13 protein-coding genes are annotated in these 15,143 nt (G+C 71.3%); 11 read left to right on the top strand and 2 right to left on the bottom strand.

Annotation, left to right across the window (positions count from 1 at the left end; translation table 11 throughout):
• Positions 1–6 precede the first annotated feature (6 nt).
• The 8 genes from CCN39_RS07815 (at position 7) to CCN39_RS07780 (ending at position 9,651) form a co-directional block, all read left to right on the top strand.
• Entirely contained in the window at positions 7–2,187 is a 2,181-nt protein-coding gene (locus tag CCN39_RS07815) for a discoidin domain-containing protein (RefSeq protein WP_086839827.1), read from the top strand.
• Between the two features lie 99 nt (positions 2,188–2,286).
• Positions 2,287–2,961, top strand: a complete 675-nt coding sequence (locus tag CCN39_RS07810) for a winged helix-turn-helix domain-containing protein (protein WP_086839825.1) — start codon at positions 2,287–2,289, stop codon at positions 2,959–2,961.
• A 41-nt stretch (positions 2,962–3,002) separates the two neighbouring features.
• Positions 3,003–4,010, top strand: a complete 1,008-nt coding sequence (locus CCN39_RS07805) for a LacI family DNA-binding transcriptional regulator (protein ID WP_086839823.1) — start codon at positions 3,003–3,005, stop codon at positions 4,008–4,010.
• Positions 4,011–4,228: 218 nt separating this feature from the next.
• A complete protein-coding gene (locus CCN39_RS07800; RefSeq protein WP_086839821.1) occupies positions 4,229–5,605 on the top strand; it encodes an ABC transporter substrate-binding protein in 1,377 nt (458 codons plus the stop codon).
• Complete coding sequence (locus CCN39_RS07795) at positions 5,583–6,548, top strand: carbohydrate ABC transporter permease (RefSeq protein WP_086839820.1); 966 nt, start codon at positions 5,583–5,585, stop codon at positions 6,546–6,548. The genes CCN39_RS07800 and CCN39_RS07795 overlap by 23 nt, the downstream gene beginning before the upstream one ends.
• Complete coding sequence (locus CCN39_RS07790; protein ID WP_086839818.1) at positions 6,545–7,414, top strand: carbohydrate ABC transporter permease; 870 nt, start codon at positions 6,545–6,547, stop codon at positions 7,412–7,414. Before CCN39_RS07795 ends, CCN39_RS07790 begins: the two co-directional genes overlap by 4 nt.
• Before the next feature lie 32 nt (positions 7,415–7,446).
• Positions 7,447–9,024 (top strand): glycoside hydrolase family 13 protein, encoded by a 1,578-nt coding sequence (locus CCN39_RS07785; protein ID WP_086839816.1) that lies wholly within the window; start codon positions 7,447–7,449, stop codon positions 9,022–9,024.
• 96 nt (positions 9,025–9,120) lie between these two features.
• Positions 9,121–9,651, top strand: a complete 531-nt coding sequence (locus tag CCN39_RS07780) for a GNAT family N-acetyltransferase (RefSeq protein ID WP_086839814.1) — start codon at positions 9,121–9,123, stop codon at positions 9,649–9,651.
• On the opposite strand, the gene CCN39_RS07775 is transcribed toward CCN39_RS07780, so the two are convergent.
• Positions 9,641–10,975 (bottom strand): LVIVD repeat-containing protein, encoded by a 1,335-nt coding sequence (locus CCN39_RS07775; RefSeq protein WP_086839811.1) that lies wholly within the window; start codon positions 10,973–10,975, stop codon positions 9,641–9,643. The genes CCN39_RS07780 and CCN39_RS07775 overlap by 11 nt on opposite strands.
• A 105-nt stretch (positions 10,976–11,080) precedes the next feature.
• Between CCN39_RS07775 and CCN39_RS07770 the strand changes: the two genes are divergently transcribed.
• Together CCN39_RS07770 and CCN39_RS07765 are read left to right on the top strand one after the other, a co-directional pair.
• On the top strand, positions 11,081–12,526 hold the full coding sequence (locus CCN39_RS07770; RefSeq protein ID WP_086839809.1) for a peptide ABC transporter substrate-binding protein: 1,446 nt from the start codon (positions 11,081–11,083) through the stop codon (positions 12,524–12,526).
• The gene (locus CCN39_RS07765; protein WP_086839807.1) at positions 12,523–13,095 is read left to right on the top strand and encodes a nucleotidyltransferase domain-containing protein; all 573 of its coding nucleotides are present in this window, start codon (positions 12,523–12,525) and stop codon (positions 13,093–13,095) included. The genes CCN39_RS07770 and CCN39_RS07765 overlap by 4 nt, the downstream gene beginning before the upstream one ends.
• Here CCN39_RS07765 and CCN39_RS07760 read toward each other — a convergent pair.
• Entirely contained in the window at positions 13,092–13,964 is an 873-nt protein-coding gene (locus tag CCN39_RS07760; protein ID WP_086839805.1) for a LysR family transcriptional regulator, read from the bottom strand. The genes CCN39_RS07765 and CCN39_RS07760 overlap by 4 nt on opposite strands.
• 71 nt (positions 13,965–14,035) lie before the next feature.
• On the opposite strand from CCN39_RS07760, the gene CCN39_RS07755 reads away from it, so the two are divergent.
• A complete protein-coding gene (locus CCN39_RS07755) occupies positions 14,036–15,043 on the top strand; it encodes an SDR family oxidoreductase (protein WP_086839803.1) in 1,008 nt (335 codons plus the stop codon).
• The last annotated feature ends 100 nt before the right edge of the window (positions 15,044–15,143 follow it).

The raw sequence follows: 15,143 nt of genomic DNA, 5'->3' as shown, positions 1-15,143 counted from the left end.
GAGGTGATGACGATGTCCCGCATCCCGGCTCTCCTGGCCGCCGCGCTCGCCGCGTCCGGCCTGACCGTGCTGGCCGGCGGCACGCCCGCCGCGGCCGCGACCTGCCCGACGACGGCGTCCGGCGGCGCGAGCGTGCCGTTCCGGACCGTCGAGGCCGAGTGCTCGGCGACGAACGGCTCGGCCGTCGGCCCCGACCACACCCAGGCCAGCCTGGCTTCGGAAGCGTCCGGGCGGCAGGCGGTGAAGATCACCACCGGCCAGTACGTCGAGTTCACGCTGCCCGCGGCGGCCAACTCGATCAACGTGCACTACAGCGTCCCGGACGGCTCGTCCGGCCGCCTCACGGTGTCCGTCAACGGGACCAAGCTGGCGCTGCCCGTGACCTCGCGCTATTCCTATGTGGACACGAGCTGGATCCCCGGCGCGAAGACGCACCACTTCTTCGACGACGCCCGGCTGCTGCTGGGCCAGAACCTGGCCGCCGGGGCCAAGGTGCGCGTGCAGGCCGACTCGGGTGACGTCGGCCAGGCGACCCTCGACCTCGCCGACTTCGAGCAGGTCGGCGGCGCGGGCACGAAACCGGCGAACGCGCTGTCGGTCACCGACTACGGCGCCACGCCGAACGACTCGTCCGACGACTCGCAGGCGTTCCGCAGCGCGTTTTCGGCCGCGCGCTCGCAGGGACGCGAAGTGTGGGTGCCGCAAGGGCGGTTCGAGATCCCCTCGGCGCTGCAGATCGACCAGACGACCGTCCGCGGCGCGGGCCCGTGGTACACCGTGCTGCACGGCAACAACATCTTCAACAACGGCAGCGCGTCCGGGAACATCAAGCTGTACGACTTCGCCGTCTTCGGGGACGTGACCGAGCGCAACGACGGCAGCCCCGACAACGCGTTCCACGGCGTCCTGGGCACCGGCTCGGTCGTGTCGGGTCTCTGGATCCAGGACACGAAGTGCGGGCTGTGGCTGATGAACGGCGCGTCGTCGAACGTCACCATCGAGAACAACCGCATCCTCGACACCCAGGCCGACGGCGTGAACTTCGACGGCGCCGTCACGAACTCGACACTGCGCAACAACTACCTGCGCAACAACGGCGACGACGGGCTCGCGCTGTGGTCCAACGGCCAGGCCGACTCGGGCAACACCATCGCGAACAACACGGTCGTGCAGCCGAACTTGGCCAACGGCATCGCGCTGTACGGCGGCTCGAACAACACCGTGAGTGGCAACCTCGTCCAGGACACCAACGCCCTCGGCGGCGGCTACCTGGTCGCGAACCGGTTCAACTCGGTGCCCCTGTCCGGCACGGTGACGTTGTCGAACAACACCGCACTGCGGGCCGGGGCGCTCGACCCGAACTGGCAGTTCGGCGTCGGCGCGCTGTGGTTCGACGCCCGCGACCAGGCGATCACCGGCGTGACCATCCGCGTCACCGGGTTCACCGCGATCCAGAGCCCGTACGAAGCCATCCAGTTCATCGACGGCAACGGCGCGGGCAAGCCGATCCAGGGCATCACCATCGACGGCGTTTCGGTGCAGGGTGCCGGGACGTTCGTGGTGCAGTCCCAGACGCAGGGGTCGGTGTCGATCAGCAACCTGACGGCGTCCGGCGTCGGCGTCACCGGGACGTACAACTGCCCCTACCCGACGTCGATCCCGCGGATGACCTTCAGCGGGTCGGGCAACAGCGGCTGGAGCGGCACCTGGGGCGACTGCTCGACCTGGCCGGCACCGAACTCGGGCCCGCCGCAGCCGCCGCAGCCCGGCACCAACCTCGCGCGCGGGAAGGCGATCACCGCTTCGGCGTCCGTCGGGGGCTTTCCGCCGTCGAACGCGGTGGACGGGGACGCGAACTCGTACTGGGAGAGTGCGAACAACGCGTTCCCGCAGACGCTGACAGTGGACCTGGGTACGGCGTCGTCGATCAACAAGGTGACCCTGCGCCTGCCGCCCTCGTCGGCCTGGGGTGCCCGCACCCAGACGGTGACGATCTCCGGTAGCACCGACGGCGGCGCGTACACGACGCTGGTGGGTTCGCGCGGCTACTCGTTCGACCCGGCTTCGGGCAACACGGCGTCGGTGTCCTTCGCGACGACGTCCCAGCGGTTCGTGCGGCTGACGTTCACCGGCAACACGGGCTGGCCCGCCGGGCAGGCGGCCGAGTTCGAGGTGGCCGCGGCCTGATGTGACGAACCGGCACGGCGGCTCGACGGTTCCGCACGGAACCGCCGGGCCGCCGTGCCCTGCACTAGCATCGCCCAGGAGATCATCCGGGGAGGACCAGTGCCGCGTCTGCTGCTCGTCGAGGACGACGAACCGCTGGCCGAAGCGCTTTCGCTGGCCTTGGGCGCGCTGGGCCACGACGTCGTCCACGCTCCCACCGGCGAGCACGCGCTGGCGTCGCTGGACGACGCCGAGTTCGTCCTCCTCGACGTCATGCTGCCCGGCATCGACGGCTTCGAGGTCTGCCGCCGCATCCGCGCCCGCAGCCGGCTGCCGATCGTGCTGCTGACCGCGCGCGGCGACCCGATCGACGTCGTCGCCGGGCTCGAATGCGGCGCGGACGACTACGTGGTCAAGCCGGCGGAACCCCGCGTGCTCGACGCGCGGATCAAGGCGATCGGCCGCCGCGCCCAGCCGGCCGCGCCGGAAGCGGGCCTGCTGCGGGTGGGCGAGCTGGAGATCGACGCCGCCGCGATGAGCGTCACCCGCGGCGGCGAGGAACTGGCGCTGACCGCGACCGAGATCCGGCTGCTCGTCGAGTTCGCCGAGCACCCGAACCAGGTGCTCAGCCGTCAGGCGCTGCTCAAGCGGGTCTGGGACTACGGCTACGTCGGCGACTCGCGGATCGTCGACGCGGCGGTCGCGCGGCTGCGGGCGAAGGTCGAGGACGACCCGGCGAATCCGGTGCTGCTGCGGACCGTCCGCGGGCTGGGCTACCGGCTCGTCACGAAGTAGGCCGTCAAGCTTTTGCGCTCGGTTGCTGTAAAGTTTCAGCCATGACGCGTCGCCTTGCCGAAGTCGCCCGCCAGGTCGGGGTCAGCGAAGCCACGGTCAGCCGGGTGCTCAACGGCCGCTCCGGGGTGTCCGCGAGCACCCGGGCCGCCGTGCTCACCGCGCTGGACGTGATGGGGTACGAGCGGCCCACCCAGCTGCGGGGCGAGCGCGCCCGCCTGGTCGGGCTGGTGCTGCCGGAGCTGCAGAACCCGATCTTCCCGGCGCTGGCCGAGATCATGGGCAACGCCCTCGCCCAGCAGGGGTTCACCCCGGTGCTCTGCACGCGGACGGCGGGCGGGGTGTCGGAGGCGGAGTACGTCGAGCTGCTCCTGCAGCAGCAGGTGTCGGGCGTGGTGTTCGCCGGCGGCCTGTACGCGCAGGCGGACGCGGTCCACTCGCACTACCACCACCTCGTCGAGCGGCGGCTGCCGACGGTGCTGATCAACGCGGCGGTCGACCACCTCGGGCTGCCCCAGGTCTCGTGCGACGACGCGGTGGCCGTCGAGCAGGTCGTCGGGCACCTGAGCTCGCTCGGGCACGAGAAGATCGGCCTGGTCCTCGGCCCGTCCGACCACGTTCCGTCACAGCGCAAGCTCGAAGCGTTTCGTTCGTACGCGGCCAAACTCGGGCTGCCGGTCCTGGACGAGCTGGTCGAGCACGGCATGTTTTCGATCGAGGGCGGCCACGCGGCGGCGGCCCGCCTCTACCCCCGCGGGGCGACGGCGGTGCTGTGCGCGAGCGACCTGCTGGCACTGGGTGCGGTCCGCGCGGCACGTCGGCAGGGCTTGTCGGTGCCGGACGACATTTCGGTGGTCGGCTACGACGACTCGGCCCTGATGAACTGCACCGACCCGCCGCTGACGACCACCCGCCAGCCGATCGAGGCGATGGGCCGGGCGGTGGTGGAACTGCTGGTCAAGCGGATCAACGGCGGCGAGGTGGCGGCGGAGGAGCTGCTGTTCGCGCCGGAGCTGGTGGTCCGGGGGTCGACCGCCCGCCGCATCGACTGACAGCGCGACCCGAGAGGCGCGACGGCTTGCGAGCCGTCGCGCCTTTTTTGCGCGGCCGACCCGGGTGAGCGACGGGGTTCGAACCCCGTCACTCACCCACGCTTGCGGCCTGTTCGTAACTTGCAGAGTCTCGTCGGGTTATTGCGCCGATCCGGTCTCCCACTTTAGAGTGACCGCAATCACGTGACAGCCGTCGCGACCCCGAGAAGAGGCTTGAGATGAGCAGTCCCCGGTCCAGAACCGCCGCCCGCCGGACGTTGTGCCTGCTGGCCGCAGGCGGCCTCGCCCTCACCGTCGCCGCTTGCGGAGACGGGGACACCGGCGCCCAGGCCGGCGGCAAGGTCAAGATCACCGTCACCGGGCAGCCGCCGACCAGCCAGCCGTTCGAGCGCAGCGTCTTCGACGCCGACGTCAAGGAGTTCGAGGCCGCCCACCCGAACATCGACATCGACCCGCACGAAGGCTTCATGGACCCGAAGACGTTCTCCGCGAAGCTCGCCGGCGGGCAGCTCGAAGACGTCTACTACGTCTACTTCACCGACCCGGCGCAGATCATCGCCCGGCACCAGGCCGCCGACATCACCGAAGCCGCGAAGAGCGTTCCGCACGTCGGCGACCTCAAGCCGGAACTACTGGACACCTTCCGCGACGCGAACGGCAAGCTCTACGGCCTGCCGACCATGAACTACACGATGGGCCTGCTCTACAGCCGCCCGCTGTTCCAGAAGGCCGGACTCGACCCGGACAAGCCGCCGCAGACCTGGGACGAAGTCCGCGAAGCCGCGAAGAAGATCTCCGCGCTCGGCAACGGCGTCGTCGGGTACGCCGACTACAGCAAGAACAACCAGGGCGGCTGGCACCTGACCGGCTGGCTCTACTCGATGGGCGGCGACATCGCCCGCAAGGACGGCGACAAGTGGGTCGCCGACTTCGCGAACGAGAAGGGCAAGCAGGCCCTCCAGTACCTGCACGACATGCGCTGGACCGACAACTCCATGGGTGCCAAGCAGCTGCTCGAAGCGCAGGACGTCCAGCGCATGATGGGCGCCGGCCAGCTCGGCATGTACATGGCCGCCCCGGACAACATCCCGGTGCTGGTCAAGCAGTTCAACGGCAAGTACGAGGACTACGGCATCGCGGGCATGCCCGGCGGCCAGGGCACCCTGCTCGGCGGCGAGGGCTACATGATCAACCCGAAGGCGTCCCCGGAGAAGGTCAAGGCCGGCCTCGAGTGGATCCAGTGGAAGTACCTCAACCCGGACCGCTTCGAGAAGCACATCCAGCAGTACGTCGACGGCAAGCAGCCGGTCGGCCTGCCCGCCGAGCCGACCCCGGACGTCTGGACCGGCTCGGTCCGCGAGCAGCAGCTGGCGCTGAAGGCCAAGTACGCCAACGTCCCCGCCGCGAACTACAAGTCCTATGTGGACACGACGAGCCGGATCAAGGGCAGCATCGAGCCGCCGAACGCGCAGCAGATCTACGCCGCGCTCGACAGCGTGATGCAGGCGGTGCTGACCGACCAGAACGCGAACATCGACCAGCAGCTCTCCTCGGCCGCGTCGAAGGTCAACAGTGTCCTCGCCCAGGTCAAGTAGCCTGCTCGCCTGGCCCGCGGCGAAACCGTCGCGGGCCCGGCGCCCGGCCGCCGCCCGAGAAGGCGCCAGGTTCCGTCGCAAGCTCAAGGAGAACGTCACCGCCTACGGCCTGCTCTGCGCCGCGCTCGTGGTGTTCGCGCTGTTCTCCTGGTACCCGATCGTGCGCGGGGTGCTGCTGAGCTTCCAGCAGGTCGACTTCGTCAACGCGCCGACGTGGGTCGGCTTCGACAACTTCCAGCGGCTCTTCGCGGACCCGCTGTTCGGCGTCGCCTGGCGCAACACGCTGCTGTTCACCGGACTCGCGCTGGTCTTCGGCTTCGCTGTCCCGTTCCTGACCGCCGTGCTGCTGAACGAACTCCGCCACGCGAAGGCGTTCTTCCGGCTCGCCGTCTACCTGCCGGTGATGCTGCCACCCGTCGTGACGGCGCTGATGTGGAAGTGGTTCTACGACCCCGGTCCCGGCCTGTTCAACTCCGCGCTCGGCGCGGTCGGCCTCCCCGGCGGCCAGTGGCTGGATTCGAGCACGACCGCGATGCTGTCACTGGTCTTCGTCTCGACGTGGGCCAACATGGGCAGCACCACGCTGATCTACCTCGCCGCGCTCGGCACGATCCCCGGCGAGCTCTACGAAGCCGCGGAGCTCGACGGCGCCGGGTTGTGGAAACGCCTGCGGCACGTGACGTTCCCGCAGACGCGGTTCGTCCTGCTGGTGCTCCTGCTGCTGCAGGTCGTCGCGACCATGCAGGTGTTCACCGAGCCGTACGTGATGACCGGCGGCGGCCCGGACGACTCCACGGTGACCGTGCTCCTGCTGCTCTACCGCTACGCCTTCGTCTACAACGACTTCGGCTCGGCGAGCGCGATGAGCCTGCTGCTGTTCGTGGCACTGGGCGTGTTCTCGGCGTGGTACGTGCGGCTGACGCGGAAGGCGGACCAGGCATGAGAACCCTCGTTTCCCCCGGTGCGCTGCGCAGCCCGCGCGGAAAGCTCGTGTACGGCGTCGTCTTCGCGGGCACGCTCGCGGTTTTCGTGCTGGCCTTCATGTTCCCGCTCTACTGGGTCGTCACCGGGGCGCTGAAGTCGCCGCAGGAACTGGCGCAGACGCCGGCCACGCTCGTCCCTCACGAGTGGCACCCGGAAACCTTCGCCGACGCCTGGGACCAGCTCAGCCTGGGCAAGTACTTCCTCAACACGCTGGTCGTCGCCGGTGGCGCGTGGCTGGCGCAGCTGGCCATCGACGTCCCGGCCGCGTTCGCGCTGTCGAAACTGCGGCCGAAGTTCGGCAACGTCGTGCTCGGCTTGATGCTGGCGACGTTGATGCTGCCCGCCACGGCGTTGCTGGTCCCGACGTACGTGACGGTGACGGACCTGCCGCTGCTGCACCTCAACCTGATCAACTCACCGGCCGCGGTCTGGCTGCCCGCGGCGGCGAACGCGTTCAACATCTACCTGCTGAAACGGTTCTTCGACCAGATCCCGGACGAGCTGGTCGAAGCGGCGCGCATCGACGGCGCCGGGCCGGTGCGCACGCTCTGGCGGATCATCCTGCCGATTTCGCGGCCGATCCTGGCCGTGGTGTCGATCCTCGCGGTGGTCGCCGCGTGGAAGGACTTCATCTGGCCGCTGCTGGTGTTCCCGGACACCGAAAAGCAGACGCTCTCGGTGATGCTGCAGCGGGTGGCGATCGACATGCCGCTCAACGTGCTCGTCGCCGGGATGGTGCTGGCCAGCCTGCCGATGGTGGCGTTGTTCCTGGCCTTCCAGCGGCAGATCCTCGCCGGGCTGACCGCCGGCAGCCTCAAGGGCTGACCTTGCCACAACGACTCAGGAGGGGCACTTTCGTGACCGACAAGACCGGCTGGTGGCGGAGCGCGGCGATCTACCAGGTGTACATCCGCAGCTTCGCGGACGGCAACGGCGACGGCGTCGGCGACCTCGCCGGCGTCCGCGCCCGGCTGGACCACCTGGCCGACCTGGGGATCGACGCGATCTGGTTCACGCCGTGGTACCCGTCGCCGATGGACGACGGCGGCTACGACGTCGCCGACTTCCGCGACATCGAGCCGCTGTTCGGCACCCTCGCCGAGGCGGAGGACCTGATCGCCGAGGCCCACACGCGGGGCATCCGGGTGATCATCGACATCGTGCCCAACCACTGCTCCGACGAGCACCGCTGGTTCCAGGCCGCACTGGAGGCGGGCCCGGGTTCGCCGGAGCGGCAGCGGTTCTGGTTCCGGCCCGGCCGCGGCCCGGACGGCGGCGAGCCGCCGAACAACTGGAAGTCGCGCTTCGGCGGGTCCGCCTGGACGCGCGTCCCGGACGGCGAGTGGTACCTGCACCTCTACAGCTCCCGCCAGCCGGACTTCAACTGGGACAACCCGGAGATCCGCACCGAGTTCGAGGACGTGCTGCGCTTCTGGTTCGACCGCGGCGTGGACGGTTTCCGCATCGACGTCGCCGACGGCCTGGTCAAGGACCCGCACCTGCCCGACGTCGACGACGGCGACGAGACGCCGTTCTCCGACCAGGAAGGGCTGCACGAGATCTACCGGTCCTGGCGCAAGATCGCCGACAGCTACGGCGGCGAGCGCGTGCTGGTCGGCGAGATGTGGCTGCCGGACATGTCGCGGGCGGCACGCTACCTGCGCCGCGACGAGCTGCATTCGGCGTTCAACTTCGACTTCCTGGTCTGCCCGTGGGACGCGGCGCGCTTCCGGGACGTCATCTCCCGCACGCTGAAGGCGCACGACGAGGTCGGCGCCCCGGCGGCGTGGGTGCTGTCGAACCACGACGTCACCCGGCACGTCACCCGCTACGGCCGCGAGGGGGACACGGGTTTCTCGTTCGCGAACCGGCTGCACTCGGCCCCGGTGGACCTCGAGTCGGGCACCCGCCGAGCGCGGGCGGCGGCGCTCCTGACCCTCGCGCTGCCCGGCGGGCTGTACGTCTACCAGGGCGAAGAGCTGGGTTTGTGGGAAGTGCTGGACATCCCGGACGAGCTCCGCCAGGACCCGGTCTTCGCCCGCACCCGGGGCGCCGACCCGGGCCGCGACGGCTGCCGGGTCCCGATCCCGTGGTCCGGGTCCGAGCCGCCCTTCGGGTTCGGCACCGGCGGCACCTGGCTCCCCCAGCCGCTCGAATGGGCGAACTCCACGGCCGAGGCGGAGGCGGCCGATCCGGCGTCGATGCTGTCGCTGTACCGCACCGGGCTACGGCTGCGGCGGGACCTCCCGGACGGCCCGCTCGAGTGGCTCTCGCTGGGCGAGGGGGTGCTGGCGTTCCGGCTCGGGACGGAGTTCACGTTCGCGCTGAACTTCTCGGCCTCGCCGGTCCCGCTGCCCGACGGCGAGATCCTGCTGGCCAGCGGACCGGTTTCGACCGACCTGCCCACGGACACCGCGATCTGGCTGCGGCACTAGCCCCCCGGAGGCCGCCGCCGGGTTCGCCCCGGCGGCGGCCTCCGGTGGCGCAAAAAGGCGTTGCCCGGATGCGGCGGTACCGGGGATGGTCGCGGGGTGTCCGAACCCCGGCCCCGGCTCGTCGTTCCCGGCTCGCGGTACCGCGAGTCGTTCCTCGACGCCCTGCGCGAGTACCACCGCGAGGGTTCGCACACCGACCTCCGGCCGGACGACCTCGCCGACCCGGCGGCGTTCCGGCGCTGGACGGAAAGCCTGCGCGAGGCCGGCCTCCGCGGGACCGCCCCCGTCGAGCGGGACCGGGTGCCGCACCGCGTCTACTGGTGGGCCGCCGGCCCGCGCTACCTCGGACGAGCCCGCCTCAACCTCCGGCTCACCGCCGGACTGGCCGAGTTCGGCGGGCACATCGGCTACGACATCCGGCCGTCGGCACGCGGCCAGGGGCACGCGACCGCGCTGCTGCGGGCCCTCCTGCGGACCGCCCACGCCGCCGGCGTCGAACGCGCCCTGCTGACCTGTGCGCCGGACAACCACGCCTCGCGCCGCGTGATCGAACGCAACGGCGGCGTCCTCACCGACGTCAGCCCGGCCGGGCGCCTCCGCTTCTGGTGCCCGACCGCTACTTCGTGAGCTGAAGGACGTCGATACCGCGGGTGTTGTCCGCGACGTAGACGTACTTGCCGTGGAAGTACGGCGCCCACGCGCTCGCGTCGGCCGGGCGGTAGTAGGCGATCTGGCGCGGGTTCGTCGGGTCGCTGACGTCGAGGAAGCGGGTGCCCTGCGCGTAGAACGACTGCACCAGGACCTTGCCGCGGACGTCGAAGTAGTGCGCGGAGCAGTCGTCCGAGGCCGGGTCGCTGCCCTCCTGGCCGTTGACGCTCCACGTGCCGACGCTCTCCAGCCGGAACGGCTTCTCCGGGGTCGAGCGCCAGCCCTCGCCGTGGTAGGAGCCCTTCAAGGACGAGATCGTCAGGACGCCGTCGCCCGCGCAGCCGTCGACGAAGTTCTCCTCCGTCGCGTAGATCAGGTCCTGGCCGCGCCAAGCGCCGTCGCCGACGCGGTGGCCGGCCGGGTGGAAGCTGTTGTGCATGAACCGGGACGGCGCGGCCGTCTCGGCGATGCCGCCGCCGGCGTACGGGATCGGCTCGTGCGCGGTGGCGCGGCGGATCTTCCCGGAAAGCGGGTCGCGGTGGACGCCGTTCGTCCAGTAGCCGCGGACGCCGCCGCGGCCGGACACCCAGGCCACGCCGTCGGCGTCGACCTGCACGTCGTGCACGTAGTCGGTCTTGCCGTCGTTGCGGGCCAGCTCGATCGGCTGGGGGTTGACCTTCGGGTGCTTCGGGTCGCGGATGTCGGTGACCCAGATCGGGCGCCCGCCCCAGTCGGCCGGCTGGTCGTCGGCCTTGGCCGGGCCGCCGGTCCAGAGGTAGCGGCAGCCGTCGACGCAGCTGGTGGTGTGGCCGGCCGGCACCTTCACGTAGCTGAGGATCGCCGGCGCCTCGGGCTTGGCGACGTCGACGACGTAGATGCCGGACTCGCCGGTGTGGGTCGTGCCGCCGTACGCACGCGGGTCGCGGGAGAGGAACACCAGCTTGCGGTCCTGGTCGACCTCGGTGTCCTCGGTCTCCCACAGGCCCGGCAGGCTGACCTGCCCGACCAGCTTCGGCGCGGCCGGGTTCTTCGTCAGGTCGTAGACCTTGAGCCCGAACTCGCCGGACACGACCATGACGTCGCGGCGGCCGTAGTCGAGGAAGCCGATCGAGATGGCGCCGGCGGCGTCGGGCACGTTGCCGACGGCCTTGACGTTCTTGACCGCGCCCGGGTCACCCGCGGTGCGGGCGGCCGGGGTCGCTGGCTTGTCGTCCTCGCCGCAGGCCGCGGCCGGCAGTCCGGTCGCGACCAGCGTGGCGCTGACGGTGACGGCGGCGAAGCACGACCGCAACCAGGTGCGCACGCGAAACCTCCCAGAACGCCGGCGAGCGTGACCCACCGAACGGTACGACGGAGATCAACCGGACACAACCGTCTTTCGTTGCCTTCCGACTGGTAGGACTTGCGCATGCGCCTGTTCGTCCTGCTCGCCGTCCTCGTCCTCGCCGTCGCGGGCTGTTCCGGTGCCGACCCCGTCCGGCCCGGAGTGCTGACCGTCGGTATCCGGGAGCCCGCGACGCTGCTGCCGGCCGACCTCGCCGACCAGGCCGGCCGGCTGGTGACCAGCGCACTGTGGACGCCGCTCGCCGACTACGACGCGGCGTCCGGGAAGGTCACCCCGCGTGCGGCGGCGTCGATCGAGAGCACCGACCGGGTGCACTGGACGGTCAAGCTGCGGCCAGCGACGTTCCACGACGGCACCCCGGTCACCGCCCAGGCCTATGTGGACACCTGGCGGACGATCGCGTCGTCGCGCTGGGTGTCCTCCCCGGTGCTGACGAAGCTCCTGCGCGCCCGCGAGATCAAGGCGGCGGGACCGGACACGATCACGCTGACCCTCGACCGGCCGTCCGGCCAGGTGCCCGCGCTGCTCGCCGCGCCGGGCCTGGTCCCGCTGCCGGCGTCGGTGCTCGCTTCCCGAGACTGGGACGGCTTCGCGAAGGCGCCGGTCGGCAACGGCCCGTATCGCCTGGACGGCGGCTGGCACCCGGGCTCCGGCGGCACGTTGAAGCGCGTCGGCGCCGGGAGGGCAGCGGAGATCGAGCTGCGGGTCGGCGAGCCGGCCGCCCAGTACGACGCGGTCAAGGCGGGCACGCTCGACCTCGTCGCCGAGGTCCCGGGCGACCGGCACGACGCCATGCACGGGGACTTCGCCGACCGCCACGCGTCCTGGGCCCTGCCCGAGGCGGGCTACCTGGCGTTCCCGGTGACGAACCCCCGCTTCACCGACGCGACGGTCCGCCACGGCTTCGCGCTCGGCGTCGACCGCGCGGCGCTGGAAGCGGGCCCGCTCGCGCACCAGGTCGACCCGGCCAAGGCGATGCTGCCGCCCGCGGACGCCCCGGGCGAGCGCGCGGGCACCTGCCGCCCGTGCAGCTTCGACGCGGCGGCCGGCAAGGCCCTGCTGAAGCAGGCGGCCTTCCCCGGCGGCGCGACCGTCTACTTCGGACCAGGCGCGGAAGAATGGACGCGGACCTTGGTGGTCGGGCTGCACAAGGCACTGGACGTTTCCGTGACGGCACAGGCCGCCCCGCGCACGGACCGGCTCGACGGACCGTCCACTCTGGACGTGAAGCTGGCCACGGGGAGCCCGTACGAGCTGCTGTCCCTCTTGGCGTCGGAATCGGGTTACGCGGACGAGGTCTTCCGCCAGAACCTCACCCTCGCGGACGCGGCGGCCACCCCGGAGGAGGCGGGCGAGCTGTACCGGCTGGCGGAGAACCAGCTGCTGCGCGACCTGCCGGTGGCCCCGCTGTGGTCGGGCCACGGCCACGCGGTCTGGGCCCCCCGGGTCCACGACGTCACGGCCACGCCGTTCACCGGCCCGGTCCTGGCGGGGATCGGCGTCTCGTGAGCTGGGAGCCCGCATCCCTGCCCGAGGTGGCCGAGCTGTTCTCGCGCGTGCGCGCGCCCTGGTGGATCGCCGGCGGTTACGCGATCGAACTGGCGGTGGGCCGGGCGTTCCGCGAGCACGCCGACGTCGACGTCCTGCTGCTCCGCCGCGACCAGCTCGCGATCCAGGAGGCGCTGCCGACCTGGGAGTGGTGGGCCGCGGACCCGCCGGGCACGCTGCGCCCCTGGGCGCGCGGCGAGGTCTTGGGCGACGACATCGACGACGTGTGGTGCCGCCCGTCGGCGGCCGCGCCGTGGCGGATCCAGTGCATGCTGGACAAGGCGGAGGGGACCGAGTGGGTTTCCCGCCGGAACCCCGCGGTGCGCCGGGAAATCGCGTCCCTGGGCGGCGTCTCGGCCGACGGCATCCCTTACCTGGCGCCGGAAGTGCAGCTGTTCGCCAAGGCCCACGGCACCCGGCCCAAGGACGAGCTGGACTTCGCCGCGGCCCTCCCGGTGCTCGACGCGGCGCAGCGGCGCTGGCTCGCGCAGGCCCTGGAGGAGGACCACCCCTGGCTTGACCGCCTCTAGACGGTCGCGTGCTCCACGAGCGTCTCGATGAACGCCCCGGTCAGCGGATCCGGAGCCGCCCGGGTGTACGCCGTCAGTGTCCGGCGGACCGGCACGCTCGGACGCAGCACCCGGCCGTCGAATCGCGGCGGGAGGACGTTCTCCGGCACCAGCGCCGGTCCCAGGCCCGCCGCCGCGAGGATCGGGGCGGCTGCCGTCTGCTCGGTGCGGACCGCCGCCCGGGGGCGGAAGCCCGCCGCCGCGCAGGCCGCGTCGACCAGTTCCGCCAGGCCGTTGCCCGGGGCGTAGTGCACCCACGCGCAGTCCGCCAACGTGGCCAGGTCGACGCGCCCGGAGCCTTCGGTGGCGCCGTCCGCCGGCAGCACGACCACGAACTCCTCCACCCCCAGCTCCCGCACCGGGCCCGTCCAGTCGCCGGGACGGGGGCCGAGCGCGACGTCGGCCTCGCCCGCGGCCATCGCCTCGCGCAGCTCGTCGGCGTGCCGGAACTCGATCAGCCGGACGTCGACCTCCGGCCGGTCGCGCCGCCAGACCCGCAGCGCCGGCGGCAGGACGCCCAGGCTGACGGAGTACACCGTGGCGACCTGCAGCTCGCCCGCCGTCGTCCCGGACGCGAGGCGGGCCGCGCAGCGCGCGCGTTCGGCGTCGGCCAGCGCCGCCCGGGCGTGGGGCAGCATCGCGCGGCCCATCGGGGTGAGCCGGACCGCCCGCGGCAGCCGCTCCAGCAGCGGGCCGCCGAGGCCTCGCTCGAGGGCCCGCATCTGGTGCGACAACGCGGGCTGCGTCACGTGCAGCTGCTCCGCGGCGCGCGTGAACGAGCCGGTGTCGACCACCGTGACCAGGTACTCGAGCTGTCGCAGACTTGCCATGAGCTCAGTTTATCGACTTGGTGACAACCAAGCCTTGGACTTATCCCTCTCGCGGGCCGAGCCTGGAGGACATGGAACGCAAGACAGCTCTGGTCGCCGGGGCCAACGGGATCATCGGCCGCACGCTCACCGAGCACCTGCGCACGAGCGGCTGGGACGTCACCGGCCTCTCCCGGCGCGGCGGCCCGGGCACGATCGCCGTCGACCTGCTCGACCCGGCCGACACGCGCGCGAAACTCGCCCCGCTGACCTCGGCGACGCACCTCTTCTACGCCGCCTACCAGGACAAACCGACGTGGGCGGAGCTGGTCCGGCCGAACCTGGCGATGCTGGTGAACCTCGTCGAGGCGGCCCCGCCCGGCCTGGAGCACGTCAGCCTGATGCAGGGCTACAAGGTGTACGGCGCGCACCTCGGCCCGTTCAAGACCCCGGCGCGCGAGACCGACGCCGGGCACATGCCCCCGGAGTTCAACGTCGACCAGCAGCAGTTCCTCGAACGGCGGGCGGGCTCGTGGACGTGGTCGGCGATCCGGCCGTCCGTGGTCGGCGGCACCGCGCTGGGCAATCCGATGAACCTCGCGCTGGTGATCGCGGCGTACGCGTCGATTTCGAAGGAGCTCGGGCTCCCGCTGCGGTTCCCCGGCAAGCCCGGCGCGTACGACAGCCTGCTGGAGATGACCGACGCGGGCCTGCTGGCGTCGGCGACGGTCTGGGCGACCGGGCAGCAGGGCGCCTTCAACATCGCGAACGGCGACCTGTTCCGCTGGCGCGAACTCTGGCCGAAGCTGGCGGCGTACTTCGGCCTCGACGTCGCTCCGCCGCTGCGGATGTCGCTCGTGGACGTGATGGCGGACAAAGGTCCACTGTGGACCAGCATGGCCGCCGAACACGGTCTCACGGCGTCCTACGCGGACGTCTCGTCCTCGTGGGCGTTCGGCGACTTCGTGTTCGGCTGGGACTACGACGTGTTCGCGGACACGTCGAAGTCGCGGCGAGCGGGTTTCCACGAATACGTCGGAACAGAGGAAATGTTCTTCCGGCTGTTCGACGAGTTCCGGAAGGCCCGGGTCATCCCCTAGAACGGGGTCCGTAGTCGTCCATGCCGGCACAGACCCCCTGACCGTGCCGGCATGGACACCCCCCTTGACCTCCTTCAGCGTACGGAGGGCGGGCGAGCGC

This window comes from Amycolatopsis kentuckyensis (genome assembly GCF_002155975.1).
Taxonomy (GTDB): domain Bacteria; phylum Actinomycetota; class Actinomycetes; order Mycobacteriales; family Pseudonocardiaceae; genus Amycolatopsis; species Amycolatopsis kentuckyensis.
This window is presented reverse-complemented; position numbering and strand designations above follow the sequence as displayed.

What these genes read in the sequence shown, in the direction of transcription:
- CCN39_RS07755 (WP_086839803.1), top strand. Translation starts at nt 14,036, where the DNA reads ATGGAACGCAAGACAGCTCTGGTCGCCGGGGCCAACGGGATCATCGGC.
- CCN39_RS07790 (WP_086839818.1), top strand. Translation starts at nt 6,545, where the DNA reads ATGAGAACCCTCGTTTCCCCCGGTGCGCTGCGCAGCCCGCGCGGAAAG.
- CCN39_RS07760 (WP_086839805.1), bottom strand. Translation starts at nt 13,964, where the DNA reads ATGGCAAGTCTGCGACAGCTCGAGTACCTGGTCACGGTGGTCGACACC.
- CCN39_RS07770 (WP_086839809.1), top strand. Translation starts at nt 11,081, where the DNA reads ATGCGCCTGTTCGTCCTGCTCGCCGTCCTCGTCCTCGCCGTCGCGGGC.
- CCN39_RS07805 (WP_086839823.1), top strand. Translation starts at nt 3,003, where the DNA reads ATGACGCGTCGCCTTGCCGAAGTCGCCCGCCAGGTCGGGGTCAGCGAA.
- CCN39_RS07800 (WP_086839821.1), top strand. Translation starts at nt 4,229, where the DNA reads ATGAGCAGTCCCCGGTCCAGAACCGCCGCCCGCCGGACGTTGTGCCTG.
- CCN39_RS07815 (WP_086839827.1), top strand. Translation starts at nt 7, where the DNA reads ATGACGATGTCCCGCATCCCGGCTCTCCTGGCCGCCGCGCTCGCCGCG.